This window comes from Serratia sp. CY33525, from assembly GCF_052169115.1.
Taxonomy (GTDB): domain Bacteria; phylum Pseudomonadota; class Gammaproteobacteria; order Enterobacterales; family Enterobacteriaceae; genus Serratia; species Serratia sarumanii.
In genome coordinates, this window is sequence record NZ_JBJNLK010000003.1 from 109,883 (window position 1) to 126,656 (window position 16,774).

Annotated in this window: 17 protein-coding genes; 10 read left to right on the forward strand and 7 right to left on the reverse strand. The window is 60.2% G+C overall.

What is annotated here, in order from left to right:
• Positions 1-53: 53 nt before the first annotated feature.
• From yrbN to yedF, 4 genes are all read left to right on the forward strand, one after another.
• A complete protein-coding gene (gene yrbN, locus ACJ8IM_RS09275) occupies positions 54-128 on the forward strand; it encodes a protein YrbN (RefSeq protein ID WP_223182019.1) in 75 nt (24 codons plus the stop codon).
• A complete protein-coding gene (locus tag ACJ8IM_RS09280; RefSeq protein ID WP_033652762.1) occupies positions 118-2,040 on the forward strand; it encodes a DEAD/DEAH family ATP-dependent RNA helicase in 1,923 nt (640 codons plus the stop codon). Before yrbN ends, ACJ8IM_RS09280 begins: the two co-directional genes overlap by 11 nt.
• A 146-nt stretch (positions 2,041-2,186) precedes the next feature.
• Positions 2,187-3,401 carry a selenium metabolism membrane protein YedE/FdhT gene (gene yedE, locus ACJ8IM_RS09285; RefSeq protein WP_016929320.1) on the forward strand — a complete coding sequence of 405 codons (1,215 nt, stop codon included), beginning with the start codon at positions 2,187-2,189 and terminating at the stop codon, positions 3,399-3,401.
• Positions 3,398-3,637, forward strand: coding sequence for a sulfurtransferase-like selenium metabolism protein YedF (gene yedF, locus ACJ8IM_RS09290; protein WP_004933486.1), 240 nt, complete (start codon positions 3,398-3,400; stop codon positions 3,635-3,637). The genes yedE and yedF overlap by 4 nt, the downstream gene beginning before the upstream one ends.
• Before the next feature lie 38 nt (positions 3,638-3,675).
• On the opposite strand, the gene ACJ8IM_RS09295 is transcribed toward yedF, so the two are convergent.
• Positions 3,676-4,689 carry a luciferase-like monooxygenase gene (locus ACJ8IM_RS09295; protein ID WP_172448237.1) on the reverse strand — a complete coding sequence of 338 codons (1,014 nt, stop codon included), beginning with the start codon at positions 4,687-4,689 and terminating at the stop codon, positions 3,676-3,678.
• A gap of 230 nt (positions 4,690-4,919) precedes the next feature.
• On the opposite strand from ACJ8IM_RS09295, the gene ACJ8IM_RS09300 reads away from it, so the two are divergent.
• The 4 genes from ACJ8IM_RS09300 to ACJ8IM_RS09315 all read left to right on the forward strand — a co-directional run bounded on the left by ACJ8IM_RS09300 (position 4,920) and on the right by ACJ8IM_RS09315 (position 8,692).
• Positions 4,920-5,891: an HlyD family secretion protein gene (locus tag ACJ8IM_RS09300; protein ID WP_033636831.1), complete on the forward strand. Its 972-nt coding sequence runs from the start codon at positions 4,920-4,922 to the stop codon at positions 5,889-5,891.
• Positions 5,873-7,027, forward strand: coding sequence for an ABC transporter permease (locus ACJ8IM_RS09305; RefSeq protein ID WP_033652764.1), 1,155 nt, complete (start codon positions 5,873-5,875; stop codon positions 7,025-7,027). Before ACJ8IM_RS09300 ends, ACJ8IM_RS09305 begins: the two co-directional genes overlap by 19 nt.
• Positions 7,024-8,163: an ABC transporter permease gene (locus ACJ8IM_RS09310; RefSeq protein ID WP_033648660.1), complete on the forward strand. Its 1,140-nt coding sequence runs from the start codon at positions 7,024-7,026 to the stop codon at positions 8,161-8,163. Before ACJ8IM_RS09305 ends, ACJ8IM_RS09310 begins: the two co-directional genes overlap by 4 nt.
• A 157-nt stretch (positions 8,164-8,320) precedes the next feature.
• Positions 8,321-8,692, forward strand: a complete 372-nt coding sequence (locus ACJ8IM_RS09315; protein WP_144337664.1) for a hypothetical protein — start codon at positions 8,321-8,323, stop codon at positions 8,690-8,692.
• A gap of 308 nt (positions 8,693-9,000) precedes the next feature.
• On the opposite strand, the gene ACJ8IM_RS09320 is transcribed toward ACJ8IM_RS09315, so the two are convergent.
• Positions 9,001-9,879, reverse strand: a complete 879-nt coding sequence (locus ACJ8IM_RS09320; protein WP_033652765.1) for a U32 family peptidase — start codon at positions 9,877-9,879, stop codon at positions 9,001-9,003.
• A gap of 11 nt (positions 9,880-9,890) precedes the next feature.
• Positions 9,891-10,886 carry a ubiquinone anaerobic biosynthesis protein UbiU gene (gene ubiU / locus ACJ8IM_RS09325; protein WP_033648657.1) on the reverse strand — a complete coding sequence of 332 codons (996 nt, stop codon included), beginning with the start codon at positions 10,884-10,886 and terminating at the stop codon, positions 9,891-9,893.
• 258 nt (positions 10,887-11,144) lie between these two features.
• Between ubiU and ubiT the strand changes: the two genes are divergently transcribed.
• Both ubiT and ACJ8IM_RS09335 read left to right on the forward strand, forming a co-directional pair.
• Complete coding sequence (gene ubiT / locus ACJ8IM_RS09330) at positions 11,145-11,666, forward strand: ubiquinone anaerobic biosynthesis accessory factor UbiT (RefSeq protein WP_033633544.1); 522 nt, start codon at positions 11,145-11,147, stop codon at positions 11,664-11,666.
• The gene (locus ACJ8IM_RS09335) at positions 11,660-12,163 is read left to right on the forward strand and encodes a GNAT family N-acetyltransferase (protein ID WP_033648656.1); all 504 of its coding nucleotides are present in this window, start codon (positions 11,660-11,662) and stop codon (positions 12,161-12,163) included. The genes ubiT and ACJ8IM_RS09335 overlap by 7 nt, the downstream gene beginning before the upstream one ends.
• Here the strand turns inward: ACJ8IM_RS09335 and ACJ8IM_RS09340 are convergent.
• The 4 genes from ACJ8IM_RS09340 to speFL all read right to left on the reverse strand — a co-directional run bounded on the left by ACJ8IM_RS09340 (position 12,150) and on the right by speFL (position 16,462).
• On the reverse strand, positions 12,150-12,455 hold the full coding sequence (locus ACJ8IM_RS09340; protein WP_139291246.1) for a GIY-YIG nuclease family protein: 306 nt from the start codon (positions 12,453-12,455) through the stop codon (positions 12,150-12,152). The two genes, ACJ8IM_RS09335 and ACJ8IM_RS09340, sit on opposite strands and share 14 nt — an antisense overlap.
• An 86-nt stretch (positions 12,456-12,541) precedes the next feature.
• The gene (gene potE / locus ACJ8IM_RS09345; protein ID WP_025305085.1) at positions 12,542-13,858 is read right to left on the reverse strand and encodes a putrescine-ornithine antiporter; all 1,317 of its coding nucleotides are present in this window, start codon (positions 13,856-13,858) and stop codon (positions 12,542-12,544) included.
• A gap of 62 nt (positions 13,859-13,920) precedes the next feature.
• Entirely contained in the window at positions 13,921-16,083 is a 2,163-nt protein-coding gene (gene speF, locus ACJ8IM_RS09350; protein WP_033652766.1) for an ornithine decarboxylase SpeF, read from the reverse strand.
• 274 nt (positions 16,084-16,357) lie between these two features.
• Positions 16,358-16,462: a leader peptide SpeFL gene (speFL, locus tag ACJ8IM_RS09355; RefSeq protein ID WP_004933443.1), complete on the reverse strand. Its 105-nt coding sequence runs from the start codon at positions 16,460-16,462 to the stop codon at positions 16,358-16,360.
• Positions 16,463-16,774 lie beyond the last annotated feature (312 nt).

Here is a 16,774-nt window from a genome sequence, read left to right on the forward strand (position 1 = left end):
TTTTTTGTTCGTTTTATAATCTAATTTGAGCCGGTTCACACTTTTCAATGAAAATGACTGAAAATTTTCTCGACGAGTTATGTAGACTGGCTGCCATTATTAATGAGGCACGTGTACATGACGACTGAGTTTGAAACCTCTTTTGCTGATCTGGGGCTGTCTGCTCCAATCATTTCCGCCCTGAACGATCTGGGCTATGAAAAACCATCTCCGATCCAGGCTGAGTGTATTCCTCACCTGTTGAACGGCCGCGATGTGCTGGGCATGGCACAGACCGGTAGTGGTAAAACTGCAGCGTTCTCGCTGCCGCTGCTGCACAACCTGCAGGCAGACCTGAAAGCACCTCAGATCCTGGTGCTGGCACCGACCCGCGAACTGGCGGTTCAGGTTGCCGAAGCGATGACTGATTTCTCCAAACACATGAACGGCGTCAACGTGGTAGCCCTGTACGGCGGCCAGCGTTACGACGTGCAGCTGCGCGCTCTGCGCCAGGGCCCGCAAATCGTTGTGGGTACCCCAGGTCGCCTGCTGGACCACCTGAAGCGCGGCACCCTGAACCTCTCCAACCTGAGCGGTCTGGTGCTGGATGAAGCCGACGAAATGCTGCGCATGGGCTTTATCGAAGACGTAGAAACCATCATGGCTGAGATCCCGGCTGAACATCAGACCGCGCTGTTCTCCGCCACCATGCCGGAAGCGATCCGTCGCATCACCCGCCGCTTTATGAAAGAGCCGCAGGAAGTGCGCATCCAGTCCAGCGTGACCACCCGTCCGGACATCAGCCAGAGCTACTGGTCGGTGTACGGCATGCGTAAAAACGAAGCGCTGGTGCGTTTCCTGGAAGCCGAAGACTTTGACGCGGCGATCATCTTCGTGCGCACCAAGAACGCGACCCTGGAAGTGGCCGAAGCGCTGGAGCGCAGCGGTTACAGCAGCGCCGCGCTGAACGGCGACATGAACCAGGCGCTGCGTGAGCAGACCCTGGAGCGCCTGAAAGACGGTCGTCTGGATATCCTGATCGCGACCGACGTTGCGGCCCGCGGCCTGGACGTTGAGCGCATCAGCCTGGTTGTCAACTACGACATCCCGATGGACTCCGAGTCTTACGTTCACCGTATCGGCCGTACCGGTCGTGCGGGCCGTGCCGGCCGCGCGCTGCTGTTCGTGGAAAACCGCGAACGCCGCCTGCTGCGCAACATCGAACGCACCATGAAGCTGACCATCCCGGAAGTGGAACTGCCGAACGCAGAACTGCTGGGTGAGCGTCGTCTGGCCAAGTTCGCCGCAAAAGTTCAGCAGCAGCTGGAAAGCAGCGATCTGGATCTGTACCGCGCACTGCTGACCAAACTGCAGCCGGAAGAAGAGCTGGATATGGAAACCCTGGCCGCAGCGCTGCTGAAAATGGCACAGGGCGAACGTCCGCTGATCCTGCCGCCGGATCCGGTCTTCAAGCCGCGTCAGCGCCGCGAGTTCAACGACCGTGACGATCGTCGCGGTGACCGTGGCGATCGCCGCGACAGCCGTGACGGCGATCGTCCGCGTCGCGAACGTCGTGACGTTGGCGAAATGCAGCTGTACCGCATCGAAGTGGGCCGTGACGATGGCGTAGAAGTCCGTCACATCGTTGGCGCTATCGCTAACGAAGGCGACATCAGCAGCCGTTACATCGGTAACATCAAGCTGTTCGCGTCCCACTCCACCATCGAGCTGCCAAAAGGCATGCCGGGCGAGATCCTGAATCACTTCACTCGCACCCGCATCCTGAACAAGCCGATGAACATGCAGCTGCTGGGCGATGCACAGCCGTTCGAACGTCGCGAGCGTCGTGACGGTGGCAACGGCGGCGAGCGTCGTGGCAACGGTCGTCCGTTCAACGGCGAACGTCGCGAAGGCGGCCCACGTCGTTCCTTCGGTGAACGTCGTGAAGGCGGCAACGGCGGCGAGCGTCGTGGCGGTAACTTCAACCGTGACGGCAAACCGGCCCCACGCCGTGATGACGGCGCACCGGCAGCACCACGTCGTCGTTTCGGCGACGCGTAATCGCTGATTCATCGCTCGCGGTGAAATGCTCTGAAAAACCAGCCTGCGGGCTGGTTTTTTTATGCCTGAAAGTTGCCGTCAAACGTCCCTGAATGGCGTATCATTCATAAGGTTTTTTCTTACGGATGATATGCACGGGAGATGCCATGAGTTGGCAGCAGTTCAAATCTCAATACCTGGTGCGCTTTTGGGCGCCGCTGCCGGCGGTGATCGCCGCCGGGATCCTTTCTACCTACTACTTCGGCATGACCGGCACCTTCTGGGCGGTGACCGGCGAATTCACTCGCTGGGGCGGCCATGTGCTGCAGTGGTTCGGCCTGCACCCCGAGCAGTGGGGCTATTTCAAGGTTATCGGCCTGCAGGGCACGCCGCTGGAGCGCATCGACGGGCGCATGATCATCGGCATGTTCGCCGGCTGCATCGCCGCCGCGCTGTGGGCCAACAACATCAAGCTGCGCCAGCCGCAGCACCGCATTCGCATCGTGCAGGCGCTGCTGGGCGGCATTATCGCCGGCTTCGGCGCGCGCCTGGCGATGGGTTGCAACCTGGCGGCATTCTTCACCGGCATTCCTCAGTTTTCGCTGCACGCCTGGTTCTTCGCGCTGGCGACCGCCGCAGGTTCGTACTTCGGCGCCAAATTCACGCTGCTGCCGATGTTCCGCATCCCGGTCAAATTGCAAAAGGTGAAGGCCGCCGCGCCGCTGACGCAGAAGCCTGAGCAGGCGCGCCGCCGCTTCCGGCTGGGCATGGCGGTCTTCGGCCTGGCGGTGGCTTGGTCGCTGTGGACGCTGTTCGATGCGCCGAAGCTCGGTATCGCCATGCTGTTCGGCATCGGCTTCGGTCTGCTGATCGAACGCGCGCAGATCTGCTTTACCTCGGCGTTCCGCGATCTGTGGATCACCGGCCGCACCCACATGGCGAAAGCCATCATCATCGGCATGGCGGTGAGCGCCATCGGCATCTTCAGCTACGTGCAGCTCGGCGTGGCGCCGAAAATCATGTGGGCCGGCCCGAATGCGGTGCTGGGCGGCTTGCTGTTCGGCTTCGGCATCGTGCTGGCCGGCGGTTGCGAGACCGGCTGGATGTACCGCGCGGTGGAAGGGCAGGTGCACTACTGGTGGGTGGGGCTGGGCAACATCATCGGCGCCACGCTGCTGGCCTATTACTGGGACGATCTGGCGCCGGCGCTGGCGACCGACTACGACAAGATCAACCTGCTCGACACCTTCGGCCCGATCGGCGGCCTGCTGGTGACCTACCTGCTGCTGGCGCTGGCCTTCGCCGCCATGCTGTGGTGGGAGAAACGCTTTTTCCGCGCCCGGCCTGAGGCGCAGGTGGTGAATTTGAGGAGCATGCCATGAAAGAGACGACGATAGTGCCGGACTACCGGCTGGACATGCTGGGCGAGCCTTGCCCGTACCCGGCGGTGGCGACGCTGGAGGCGATGCCGCAGCTGAAGCCGGGGGAAATCCTGGAGGTGATCAGCGATTGCCCGCAGTCGATCAACAACATTCCGCTCGATGCGCGCAACCACGGCTACAAGGTGCTGGATATCCAGCAGGACGGGCCGACCATCCGCTATCTGATCCAGCGTTAACGCCGAGGCGGTGGGGTTCCCCACCGCCTTTTCGCGTTTTATCCCTTCACGACATCGCCTTTCACTTCGGCAACAATCTCGAACGAACGCAGCCGCGCCTGGTGATCGAAGATCTGGCCGTTGACCATGATCTCGTCGGCATCGGTTTCACGCAGCAGCGTTTGCAGCCCGTGGCGCACGGTTTTTTCATCGCCGACGATCGACATCCGCAGCGCCTGCTCGACGCCGTATTGCTCACCGGCGGTCCACAGCGCGTGGATGTTATCCACCGGCGGCGGCAGCGGGCCGGGCGATCCGCGGCGCAGGTTGATGAATTGTTGCTGCATCGAGCTGAACAGGAAGCGCGCATCGCTATCGCTGTCGGCGGCGATCACGTTGACGCACACCATGGCGTGCGGTTGCGCCAGCTGTTTGGACGGTTTGAAGTTTTCGCGGTACAGCTGCAGCGCCTGGAACAGCATATCCGGGGCGAAGTGCGAGGCGAAGGCGAACGGCAGGCCAAGCTGCGCCGCCAACTGCGCGCTGTAGAGGCTGGAGCCGAGCAGCCAGAGCGGCACGTGCAGCCCCTGGCCCGGCACTGCCTGCACCGGTTGGCCGGGCTGCGCGTCGCAGAAGTAGTTTTGCAGCTCCTGCACGTCGCGCGGGAAGGTATCCACATCGCCGGACAGGTGGCGGCGCAGCGCCATCATGGTGCGCTGATCGGTGCCGGGCGCGCGGCCCAGCCCCAGATCGATGCGGCCGGGATAGAGCGACTCCAGCGTGCCGAACTGCTCGGCGATCACCAGCGGCGCATGGTTCGGCAGCATCACGCCGCCGGAGCCGAGGCGAATGCTCTGGGTGCCGGCGGCCAGATAGCCCAGCAGCACCGAAGTGGCGGCGCTGCCGATGCCGGTCATGTTGTGGTGCTCGGCCAGCCAGTAGCGCCGGTAGCCCCAGCGTTCGGCGTGCTGTGCCAAATCCAGCGAACAGTGGAAAGCGTCGCGCGCTTTGGCCCCTTGCGGGATTGGCGATAAATCCAGTACCGACAGCGGTACCGCAATGTTTTCAGTCATAACATCGTCCATCAGAGAGTGGATCGCTTAAAGGGCGATTGCAGGAATCTGCATACCAAAAAGCCGAAAATGATGCTTTTTAGTGTTAAAAGCATAATCCAATTTATAGTTATAAAAGAGGAGATATGTGCTTGTGATATCCTCATGAGAGCAATGGTGTTTTTTGGAGCAATTTGAGATATGGAAATGATGATCCCCGCCCGCCGCTTACCGTTCCGGGAGCCGACATAATGAAAAAAAAGACGCTGTTTACCCTGTTGCTGATGATGGTGGCGATCGCATTGGCGGTCCTGTTCCGCGCGCACAATCAGGATCTGTTACTGCAGGGTGAAGTGGACGCTCCCGAAGTGATCGTCGCTTCCAAGGCGAAAGGCCGGGTGGTTGAACGCCTGATCGAACGCGGTGACGACGTGAAAAGCGGCCAGCTGATTATCCAGCTCGACAGCCCCGAACTGATGGCGCAGCTGCGTTCCGCGCAGGCCACGCGCGACGAGGCCAAGGCGCAGCTCGATCAGTCGCTGCACGGCACCCGTGAAGAGAGCATCCGCAACCTGCGCGCCAATCTGGCGCAGGCCGAAGCGCAGTACCGCAATGCGCAAAACGACTACAACCGCAACCTGAGCGTGGCCGGCAAGGGCTATATTTCGAAGTCCGAGCTGGATGCTTCGCGCCGGGCGCGCGACACCGCCTTCCAGCAGGTGCAGGCGGCCAAGGCCAACCTGGACGAAGGTATCAACGGCGACCGCGTCGAGCTGCGGCAACAATACGCGGCGGCGCTGCGGGCGGCGGAAGAGAACCTGCTGCAGATCCAGGCGCAGAGCGACGATCTGCAGGTGAAAGCGCCGGTAGACGGCGAAGTGGGGCCGATCCCGGCCGAAGTGGGCGAATTGCTGAACGCCGGCAGCCCGCTGGTGACGCTGATCCGGGTGCCGGACGCCTACTTCGTGTTTAACCTGCGCGAAGACATCCTGGCCCACGTGCGCAAAGGCGACAAGGTCAAGCTGCGGGTGCCGGCGCTGAAGGACAAAATGATCGACACCGAGGTGCGCTACATCGCGCCGCTGGGGGATTACGCCACCAAACGCGCCACCCGCGCCACCGGCGACTTCGACCTGAAAACCTTCGAAGTGCGCCTGTATCCGTCACAGCCGGTGGACGGCCTGCGTCCGGGGATGAGCACCTTATGGCAATGGAAAGAGTAAGGGCCGGCTGGCGCTGCTTCAGTCACGCGTTCGACAAAGAGTGTCGCGTCGCCTTTCGCAGCCCGGTGGTGCACTGGCTGAGCTGGATTTTTCCGCTGATCCTGTTTGGGCTGATCAGCAGCAACTTCTCCGAAGGCACGCTGCTCGATCTGCCGGTCTCAGTGGTGGACAGCGATCACAGCCCGCTGTCCAAGTCGCTGACGCGGCGGCTGGACGCCGGGTCACACGCCCACGTCGAGGCCTACGGCGGCGGGCTGCCGGAGTCGCTGAACCGCCTGCGCAGCGCGCAGGATTACGCGTTGCTGTACATCCCGCCGGACTTTGAGGCCAACGCGCTGTCGGGCAAGCAGCCGAGCGTGGTGATGTACTACAACGCGTTGTTCTACGGCGCCGGGCTGTACTCCACCCAGGACTTCGGCGGCCTGATGAATGAAATCAACGCCAGCACCCGCAGCATCATCGCCACCGAGATGGGCAAATCGCTGCCGCCGCTGGCGGACGTAACGCTCTCTTACGGCAGCCTGTTCAACGCCAGCGGCAGCTATATCTATTACCAGCAGTTCGCCGCCACCATCCATCTGCTGCAGTTGTTCGCGGTGACCTGCATGATCTACGTGCTGGCGCGCAGCAAGTCGCTGCTGCAGGCCAAGCCGTTCAGCCTGGCGCTGCTCGGCAAGCTGGCGCCGTACACGCTGTGTTTCACCACCCTGCTGATGGTGGAGATCGCGGCGCTGGTGGGCATCTTTGACGCCCGCGTCAGCGGTAACCCGCTGTTTATGCTGATGATCGGCCTGTTTTACGTGATGGCAGCGCAGAGCATCGGCCTGCTGCTGTACACCTTTACCGGCAGCACCATCACCGCCTACAGCCTGATCGGTATTTTGGTCAGTATCGCGATGACTTTCTCCGGCATGGCGGTGCCTGAGCTGTCGATGCCGCTGCCGGCGCGCATCATTTCCAACATCGAGCCGCTGACCCACGCGCTGTACGCGATGTTCGACGTGTTCCTGCGGCAGGTGCACGCCAGCGCCATTTTCAGCGTGTGTGCGCTGCTGGCGGTCTACCCGCTGGTGGCCGCGCTGCTGGTGCGCAATCGCCTGCCGGCGCGGCTGGCAAAAGAGGGGAACGCCGGATGAAACTCTATTGGCAAACCTTCGTTAAGGTGCTGCTCGGCATGCTGGAGCGGCCGGTATGGCTGATGCTGATCCTGTCGCTGTGCATCATGAGCATGGTGTACGCCAACCGCACGGTGTGGGATCTGCCGGTGGGGGTGGTCGATCAGGATCACAGCACCGCCAGCCGGCAGCTGATCCGCCAACTGGACGCCACCTCCAAGATAGCGATCGAAACCTACGACAGCCTGGAGCAGGCGCAGCGCGATCTCAGCTGGCGCAAGCTGTTTGCGGTGATCATCATGCCGGTGGATCTGGAGAAGAAGATCCTCAGCGGGCAGAACATCGTGGTGCCGGTGTACGGCGACGCCACCAACCGCCTGGCCAACGGCCAGATCCAACAGGACGTGGTGGCGGCCTACCAGCAGCTGCTGACGGAGTACAACAACGGGCTGCTGCTGCGCAGCGGCTTCAGCGAACGGCAGGCGCAGATACTGCTGACGCCGATACTGGGGCAAACGCTGGACGTGTTTAACCCCGGCATCAGCTTCGCGGCGATCATCTTCCCCGGCCTGCTGGTGATGCTGTTGCAGCACTCGCTGCTGATCGCCTGTATCCGCGTCAACATCGCCATGAAGAGCATGCCCGGCGGCAAGGCGCCGCTGGCGGCGCACCTCGGCGGGCTGACGGCGCTGCTGCCGATCTGGCTGTTCCTGTCGATCGTGCTGTTCGTGCTGTGGCCGTGGGTATTGGGCTACAGGCAGACGGCGAACATCGCCGAACTGCTGCTGCTGACCTTCCCGTTCCTGCTGGCGGTGCTGGGGCTGGGCAAGCTGGTGACCGAGTGCCTGCGCAGCGTCGAGATGATCTACCTGACGCTGGCGTTCATCACCACGCCGATCTTCTACCTGTCCGGCACCATCTGGCCGCTGCAGTCGATGCCGGCCTGGGTGCGCGCCATCTCGTACAGCATTCCTTCCACCTGGGGCACCAAGGCGATCGCCGGCGTCAACCAGATGGGGCTGTCGCTGAACGAAGTGTGGGGCGACGTGATGATGATGCTGGTGCTCGGCGTGGTCTACACCCTGCTGGGCTTCGGCGTCGGCTTCTTGCGCAACAGCGTGGCGCTGCGCGGGATGTTCAGGAAACGGCGGGCGTAGGGGACCAATAAAGGCGCCATATTCGGCGCCTTTATTATTTCGTATTATCGATATGTTTAAGGTTGTTTATTTAGCGGGATGTCTATTGTTATTTTGATTTAATTTCTTATATTGACTTTGGTAATTGTCATTGTCGGCCGGTTTAGGGAACTAATGGTTGACGTTAGTTTTATCTATAACGTGTTATTTAAAGGATGATATAAATATGTCAACAATAAGAGAGCTTGCTTCTGATGAGATGAAACTGATTGGCGGTTGTGGTGATGGAAATAACGGCGGCGATCGTGACAGGCCAAGCAGAGGTGCACCAAACTCCTGTGCCAATCAGGTTGGAATGGGTATCATCATTGGCGCATTTACCGGTTTTTCAGGTGGCCCGCCAGGGATGATAGGTATGGCGGTTGCCGGTGGCTTGATGGGGGCGGTCTCTTGCGCCGATAACAGCCCCGCAGGGAATAATAAGAATAACGGTGGTGCCTTGGGTGGCAATAAAAACGCCAATAGCGTTAATGGGCAGTGTCGATGGTGATGAGAACATCGCTTTTACCGTTTCAACAATAGAGGGTGGGTTATGGCCAATAGACGTCTTTTAGACCCGCTTTGTAATATGATGGCGCTAACGTTGAGCATGTTACTTGTCTCGTTCTCCTCGCTAAGTATTATTTCATACGGAGAACATTTGGTAGATGCGGTCATCGCGGTTTTTACTTATTTTGGTATCAGAAGCTGCTGCCAGATGTGTGTAAATTTATTCCATTGGTTCCACGGCGGAAATAACCGTATTCATCTTGATAAATAAACAATGCCGGCGGCAGTGCGCCGCCGGCGCTTACCTCGCTAAGACACCAACTCCAATCCCGCCACGCGGCGCCAGTAGCCGTTGCAGTCGGCGTGATCGGTCAAGGCCAGCGGCTTTTCGCCGCGTTCGTTGGCGCGGAAGGCATCGATTTGCGCCAGCGTCTCTGCACCCTGCGGCGACAGCCGCACGATGTCCACCAGCCCCTGCATGCTCGGCAGGTCGTTGCCGAGGTTGTAGCAGTAGCCGCTCATGGTCTGAATGCCGTTGAGCACGAACACCTGCTGCTGTTCCTGCGAGCGCATCATGCGGCCCTGCGGATACTTGATGCAGCAGGTTTCGCACTCGTCCTTGCCGCGGTTCTCCGAGCGGGCGGTGAAGCAGCGCGCCGAATAGGCCAGCGGCAGGTGGCCGTAGCTCAGCACCTCCACCTCGAAATCGTGGCGAAAGCCCAGCTCGTCGCACTGTGCCAGCAGGTTGGTCAGCCAGTCGCGCGACAGCTCGACCGGCATGCACCAGCGCATCATGCCCTGGCGGCGCAGCAGGCGCAGGGTATAGGCGTTGTAGCAGTTCAGCGCATGGCCGGCGACGAACGGCAGACCGCGCTCCGCCGCCATGTTCACCGCGCCCAGATCGTTGGCTTCAAACAGGAACTCGCCGTTCTCCACATAGCGTTTCAGCTCATTCAGCTCGGACGGCGCCTGCAGCAGCGCCAGCGTGGAGATCACCACCTGCTTACCGCTGCGGGCGATTTCGCGCGCCAGCGCCAGCCAATCGCCGACCTTCATCTCGCGCCGCTTGGTGCAGACGCTCTCGCCGAGGTAAATGATGTCGGCGCTGCTCTCTGCCGCCTGCTGATAGAACGCCGCGATGTCGTTTTTCGGCCAGTAGTAGAGCACCGGCCCCAGTGCGTATTTCATGTTTCCTCCGGCTACTGCCATTTGCGGTGATAGGCGCCCAGCGTGGTCTGGGTGCCCTCGGACATCGCGCCCAGCGTCTCCATCCAGGCGGCGTCGGCACGGTAGGCGGCCGGATCGGCCTGGCAGCGATCGAGCGCCTGGCGCCAGACGCGCGCCACCTGGCTGACGTAAGCCGGGCTGCGCTGGCGGCCTTCGATCTTCACCGAGGCGATGTTGGCGGCCAGCAGCTCCGGCAGCAGCTCCAGCGTATTGAGGCTGGTGGGCTCTTCCAGCGCGTGGTAGCGCACGTCGTCCACCAGATAGCGGCCCTTGCACAGCGTCGGGTAGCCGGCGTTTTCATGGTCCTGGTAGCGGTCGATCAGCACGTCGTTCAGGCGCGACTCCATGCCCTGCGGGGTTTGCTGCCAGCGCACGAACCGTGCCGGCGAACAGGCGCCGACGGTGTTCGGCGATTCGCCGGTCAGGTAGGAGGAGAGATAGCAGCGTCCCTCGGCCATGATGCACAGGCTGCCGAAGGCGAACACTTCCAGCGGCACCGGGCTGGTGCGCGCCAGCTGTTTCACCTGATGCATCGACAGCACGCGCGGCAGTACCACCCGGCCCACCTCGAAGTTGCGCTGGTAGAAACGGATCGCCTCCTCGTTGGTGGCGGAGGCCTGCACCGAAACGTGGCGCTCCAGCTGCGGGTAGCGCTGGGCGGCGTATTCCAGCATCGCCAGATCCGCCAGAATCAGCGCGTCGGCGCCCAGCTGGGCTGCCATATCCACCGCGCGCTGCCAGCGGACGTAGCCGTCGGGATGGGCGAAGGTGTTGATGGCGATATGCAGCTTGCGGCCGTGGCGATGCACGTAATCGACCGCTTCCTGCAGCTTTTTCTCGGTGAAGTTGAGGCCGGCGAAGTGGCGCGCGTTGGTATCGTCTTTCAGGCCGATGTAAACGGCGTCGGCGCCGTTATCCACCGCGGCCTTCAGGGCCGGCAGGTTGCCGGCGGGACAAAGCAGCTCCATAGATTTATCCTGGCTTAGCCGTGCACCCGGCCGGGCGCACGCTGTCTTTAAAGGTTGCCGACGGCGGTGTTCCGCCGGCAAACGCGAATCGGGGAGGCCATTTTAGGCAAAGGGGCGCACACAGGTTTTGATTTGGGGCAGCTTATGGCGTATTGATAAACATGGCGGTGAAATGCACTATTTGTTGATATAGACCGCTGAAGCCGCGCGCCAGTGTGGCAAAATAGCGGTAGTCCGTATTGAAAGGAGTGGATGACCGTGTTGGAACAACTACGAGCACGCCTTGTGCGCCAGGGGCCGTCGCTGCTGCGCATCCCGCTGAAATTCACGCCGTTCGCCCTGCAGCGTCAGCTGCTGCAACAGGTGCTGAGCTGGCAGTTCCGCCAGGCGTTGGCGGATGGCGATCTGGAATTTCTCGAATCGCGCTGGCTGAAGATCGAAGTTCGCGATCTGGCGCTACACTGGTTTATGACGGTAGAAAACGACAAACTGGTGGTCAGCCAGCACGCCGAAGCGGACGTCAGCTTCAGCGGCGACGCCAACGATCTGATCCTGATCGCGGCGCGCAAGCAAGATCCGGATACGCTGTTCTTTCAGCGTCGGCTGCAGATTGAAGGGGATACCGAATTGGGCCTGTATGTGAAAAATTTGATGGACGCCATCGAGCTGGAAAGCATGCCTGCGCCGCTGCGCATGGGGCTGTTGCAGTTGGCTGATTTTGTCGAAGCAGGGTTGCAGGAGGGCACGGCGTCGGCTTCCCGTGTGGCGGTATCATGCTGATCCGCGTAGAGATCCCGGTAGACGCGGCGGGCATCGATGCCTTGCTGCGCCGCGCCTTTGGCCGCGACGACGAAGCCGATCTGGTGCAGCAGCTGCGCGAAGACGGCCTGCTGACGCTGGGCGTGGTCGCCACTGACGACGAAGGCGGGGTGGTGGGTTACGCCGCGTTCAGCCCGGTGGACGTGGCCGGCGAAGATCGCCAATGGGTGGCGCTGGCGCCGCTGGCGGTAGACGAAAGCCTGCGCCGCCAGGGGCTGGCTGAAAAGCTGGTGTACGAAGGTTTGGATTCGTTGAACGAATTCAGCTACGCCGCGGTGGTGGTGCTGGGCGATCCGGCCTACTACGGCCGCTTCGGTTTTAAACCGGCCGCCGCCTATGGCCTGAACTGCCGCTGGCCGGACACGGAAAGTGCGTTCCAGGTGTATCCGCTGGCGGAAGACGCCCTGAATGGCGTCAGCGGCGAAGTGGCTTTTTCGGCGCCGTTTAATCGCTTTTAACGACCGGCAATAGATACTCCAACGACAGCGGCGGGTGATTCACCAGCCGCTCTTTTTGTATTTTGCTCAGCTGCTTGACGCGGTATTCCAGCTTCAGCGCCGTTGAGCGATCCCCCACCTGGCAGTGAAACGCCAGCGTCAATTCCCCTTTGCCGCGCAGCGCCTTGGCGCCTTTGCCGGCTTGATGCTGCGCCAGGCGGCGCGCCACGTCGGTGGTGATGCCGGTATACAGCATGCCGCTCGGTAAACGCAGCATGTAGAGGTGCCAGGGAGTGGGGGAGGTGTCGGTCATCGTACGCCGCTTTGGTGGCCAGGGTCGGCGTATGATGGCATGTTCGCCATCACAATCCCATCCCCGGCCGCCGGTGCCCTACCGCTTTACCCCTTTTTTCCCGCCAGCTCGAAGCGCGGCGAGACGATGCCGTACAGCGTCCAGCCGAGGAAGGTGGCGATGGCGCCCCACATCATCGCTTCCTCACCGGAGCTGTAGAGCGCGTAGAAGCTGTACAGCGCGCCGATGCCGGCGATGATATTGGCGATGCGCGCCTTGTTGTCCGGCACCTTCGCCACTTTCTGAATAATGACCAGCGCCGCCATCGACAGGATGTAAGGGATGATGTTGGTCACCACCGCCAGGTTCACCAGCACGTTGAACTGCTTGTTCAGCGACGGGCTGATGGTCATCAGCGACAGGCCGCTCTGGATGACGACGATGGTCAGCATGCCTTTAACCGGCGCGTCGGCCTTGCTCAGCTTGGAGAAGATTTTCGGGAAGAAGCCGCTGTCGGCGGAGGATTTGAACACCTGAGCGATGGTGAACTGCCAGCCGAGCAGCGAGCCGACGCAGGACATGACCATCAACGCCATGATGATCTTGCCGACCGTCGGGTTGAACATGTGGGAGAACGCCAGCCCGAATGGGGCGGTAGAGTTGGCCAGATCCATGTTCGGCACGATGCCGGCGATCACGTTGGTTGAAATGATATAGATCACCGCCGCGCTGAGGGTGCCGCCCAGTACGGCGATCGGCACGTTGCGCTCCGGATTTTCCACCACGTCGGTATTGGCGCAGGCGGATTCCAGCCCCAGGAACGCCCACAGGGTCATTGAGATGGAGGCGCCGATGGCTTCGAAGGTTGGCACCTGATGCGGGTTCCAGGCGGCGACGTAGGCGCTGCCGCTGAACCAGTACCAGCCGATGACCGAGATGCCCACCACCGGAATGATTACGCCCCAGACGGTGATGCCGCTGATTTTGCCGGTGATGCGCGCGCCGCCGAAGTTGGCGACGGTCGCCAGCCACAGCACGCCGATGGTGGCGATACAGATCCCGAGCGGGCTGAGGGTGGTGTCGAACAGCTCGGTGCCGTAGCCGACGGCGGAAATGGCGATGGCGATGTTGGCGATCAGCAGCGAAACGCCGTAGGTGTAGTTCGCCATAAAGTTGCCCGATTTGCCGAAGGCGTATTCGGCGTAGCCACCCATGCCGCCGGATTTACGGCTGAACATGCCGCATTTGGCGAAGGCGTAGGCCAGCGCCATCGAGCCGACGGCGGTCACCAGCCAGGAAACGATCGAAATCGTGCCCACTTCGGCCAGCTTGGTCGGCAGCATAATTATGCCGGAACCCATCATATTCACGGCGGTCAGGATCGTTAATTGCACGACACCCATTTTATTATTGGACTTACTCATGATCATTTTCTCTTTTAGGATGCGAACCGGGCGGCGAGAATCATCGCCGCCCCGTAAGGTGATTAATTTTTCATGACGTAGCCGTAAGCGCGGTTCCAGCCGTCCTCATCCTGTTGGATATAAACGCCCTGCAATTCCGGCGCGAATCCCGGCAATAAGTTGATGCCTTCTTCCAATGCCAGGAAATAACGCTGCGCGGCGCCGCCCCAAATTTCACCGGGCACCACGCACAGCACGCCCGGCGGGTAAGGCAGGGCGCCTTCGGCGGCGATGCGGCCCTCGGCTTTAGCCAGCGAGACCAATTCCACATTGCCGCGCACGAACTCGGTATTGGCGTCCTGCGGATTCATCACCACGCGCGGGAAATAACTTTTGCGGAACATCTCTTTTTGCAGTTCTTTAACGTCGTAGCTGACGTAAAGGTCGTGCATTTCCTGGCACAGCTGGCGGATGGTGTAGTTTTTGTAGCGCTGCTGGTGGTTTTTATAGACCGCAGGCAGCACCTCGCTGAGCAGGGAGTTTTGCTCGATGTGCTGCTCGAAGCGGGCGATCAGGGCCACCAGATGCTGCATCTTGGCGATGTCTTCCGCCGGCGTCAGCAGGAACAGGATCGAGTTGAGATCGCATTTTTCCGGCACGATGCCGTTTTCACGCAGGTAGTTGGCCAGAATGGTCGCCGGGATGCCGAATTCGCTGTAGCTGCCGGTGGCGGTATCGATGCCCGGCGTGGTGAGCAGCAGTTTGCACGGATCGACGAAGTACTGTGATTCGGCATAGCCCTCAAAGGCGTGCCATTTCTCGCCGGGCACGAAGTTGAAGAAGCGCAGATCGTTGGCCATCGCCGCGGTGTCATAGGCCTGCCACGGCTTGCCGTCGATCTGATCCGGCACGAACGGTTTGATCATCGTACAGGTGTCCAGCAGCATTTTGCGCGCTTCGATCCCCACGCGCACGCACTCCTGCCACAGACGCTGGCCGCTCTTGCCCTCGTGCATCTTGGCGTTGACGTCCAGCGCGGCGAACAGCGGGTAGAACGGGCTGGTAGAGGCGTGCAGCATAAAGGCGTTGTTGAAGCGCTTGTGGTTGCAGTAGCGGCTCTGGCCCTTGATGTGCCTGTCTTTTTTGTGGATCTGCGAGGTTTGTGAGAAGCCGGCCTGCTGTTTGTGCACCGACTGGGTGACGATGATGCCGGGATCGTTTTCGTTCAGCTCCAGCAGCAGCGGCGAGCAGTCTTTCATCATCGGAATGAACTGCTCATAGCCTACCCAGGCGGAGTCGAACAGGATGTAATCGCACAGGTGGCCAATCTTGTCGACCACCTGGCGGGCATTGTAGATGGTGCCGTCGTAGGTGCCGAGCTGGATGATCGCCAGGCGGAACGGGCGGGCTGCGTTGGCGCGTTCCGGCGCCACTTCGCGGATCTGTTGGCGCAGGTAGCGTTCGTCAAAGCAGTGCGCGTCGATGCCGCCGATAAAGCCGAACGGGTTGCGGGCGGTTTCCAGATACACCGGCGTGGCACCGGCCTGGATCAACGCGCCGTGGTGGTTGGATTTATGGTTGTTGCGGTCGAACAGCACCAGGTCGCCGCGCGTCAGCAGGGCGTTGGTCGCCACCTTGTTCGAGGCCGAGGTGCCGTTGAGCACGAAGTAGGTCTTGTCGGCGTTGAACACCTTGGCGGCGTGTTGCTGCGCTGCGCAAGGCGCGCCTTCGTGGATCAACAGGTCGCCCAGTTTGACGTCGGCATTGCACATATCGGAGCGGAAAAGCGTTTCGCCGTAGAAGTCGAAGAACTGGCGGCCCGCCGGATGTTTACGGAAGAACTCGCCGCCCTGGTGGCCTGGGCAGGCGAAGGTGGCGTTGCCCATTTCCACGTACTGCGTCAGCGTATTGAAGAACGGCGGCAGCAGCTCGCTCTCATATTTGGCGGCGGCGGCCTCCAGCTGTTTGCCGTAGAACTGGGTATTCTTGCCGCACAGCTCAAACACGCCATGCAGCGCCGGCAATACGGCGTTATCCAGCTCTTCTTCGCAGCAGACGGCGACGAACAGCGGAATGTTCAGGCCGTGCTCTTCAATGCGCGCCACCATGCCGTGCGTGACGTCGTCTACCGACAGCACGATGGCGGCGACGTCATTGAAATCGCTGTGATGCACATCGACGATGTCGCGTTCAGTTTCAAAGCAGCCGAGGGTTTGGGTGTTGGCGGCAATTTTTAATTTTTTCATTTTTCTCATTCTTCAGGCAAAGGCAGTCCGTCGGCAAATAATTCCATTTGCCGCTAACGCCTTCACGAAAATAAAGGTGTGCGAGAACCCAGCGATGCCGAAAGGCATTAACTGTGTTCGTTGTTTTATTTAGCTTGGATGCGCTTGGCCGAAATTAATAATGAATTGCGTGTCCTTCCCGGTTAGCGAGAAAGCGATATTATCACCGGCGTGCGGAGAATAAATAAAAACGCAATGACACTCTTATCAACGGCGTAAGAGCGAGGGGAGAGGGTTATCTGTAGTTGAAGAATGCGAAGCTAAAGCAGCTGCGATGAGCCATCATCATAATATGGGTTGTGCGCCTGATATGCGCCATTTTGCGGTTATTGTTTTCCATTTTCTAATCCACCTTGCTGAGTGAAAAGATGGCGCTATTTTAACGCAAGGTTGGCTAAAAATCGTGATGAATGTCACATAAATGCCGGTGTTTATAAATAACTATTCACCTGTTATGCAATGAATTGCATAAACAGCGTTCAGGTGGGCCAACGGACTTGTAAACGAATTGCTAATCGACTCCGGGCGGGTGCGCTAAATTTGCGTGTCGTCAGGATGGGAATAAAAGAACCGGTCGAATAAGTGGTTGCATAACGATCAAATAAATCCGTCTTGTATTTTTTATGTTATAAATATTTTCCTGGCCTAAGTT

Bases quoted from the DNA above. Each gene is read 5' to 3' on its own strand.
- ACJ8IM_RS09280 (WP_033652762.1), top strand. From the start codon at position 118: ATGACGACTGAGTTTGAAACCTCTTTTGCTGATCTGGGGCTGTCTGCT.
- yedE (WP_016929320.1), top strand. From the start codon at position 2,187: ATGAGTTGGCAGCAGTTCAAATCTCAATACCTGGTGCGCTTTTGGGCG.
- yedF (WP_004933486.1), top strand. From the start codon at position 3,398: ATGAAAGAGACGACGATAGTGCCGGACTACCGGCTGGACATGCTGGGC.
- ACJ8IM_RS09295 (WP_172448237.1), bottom strand. From the start codon at position 4,689: ATGACTGAAAACATTGCGGTACCGCTGTCGGTACTGGATTTATCGCCA.
- ACJ8IM_RS09300 (WP_033636831.1), top strand. From the start codon at position 4,920: ATGAAAAAAAAGACGCTGTTTACCCTGTTGCTGATGATGGTGGCGATC.
- ACJ8IM_RS09305 (WP_033652764.1), top strand. From the start codon at position 5,873: ATGGCAATGGAAAGAGTAAGGGCCGGCTGGCGCTGCTTCAGTCACGCG.
- ACJ8IM_RS09310 (WP_033648660.1), top strand. From the start codon at position 7,024: ATGAAACTCTATTGGCAAACCTTCGTTAAGGTGCTGCTCGGCATGCTG.
- ACJ8IM_RS09320 (WP_033652765.1), bottom strand. From the start codon at position 9,879: ATGAAATACGCACTGGGGCCGGTGCTCTACTACTGGCCGAAAAACGAC.
- ubiU (WP_033648657.1), bottom strand. From the start codon at position 10,886: ATGGAGCTGCTTTGTCCCGCCGGCAACCTGCCGGCCCTGAAGGCCGCG.
- ACJ8IM_RS09335 (WP_033648656.1), top strand. From the start codon at position 11,660: ATGCTGATCCGCGTAGAGATCCCGGTAGACGCGGCGGGCATCGATGCC.
- ACJ8IM_RS09340 (WP_139291246.1), bottom strand. From the start codon at position 12,455: ATGACCGACACCTCCCCCACTCCCTGGCACCTCTACATGCTGCGTTTA.
- potE (WP_025305085.1), bottom strand. From the start codon at position 13,858: ATGAGTAAGTCCAATAATAAAATGGGTGTCGTGCAATTAACGATCCTG.
- speF (WP_033652766.1), bottom strand. From the start codon at position 16,083: ATGAAAAAATTAAAAATTGCCGCCAACACCCAAACCCTCGGCTGCTTT.
- speFL (WP_004933443.1), bottom strand. From the start codon at position 16,462: ATGGAAAACAATAACCGCAAAATGGCGCATATCAGGCGCACAACCCAT.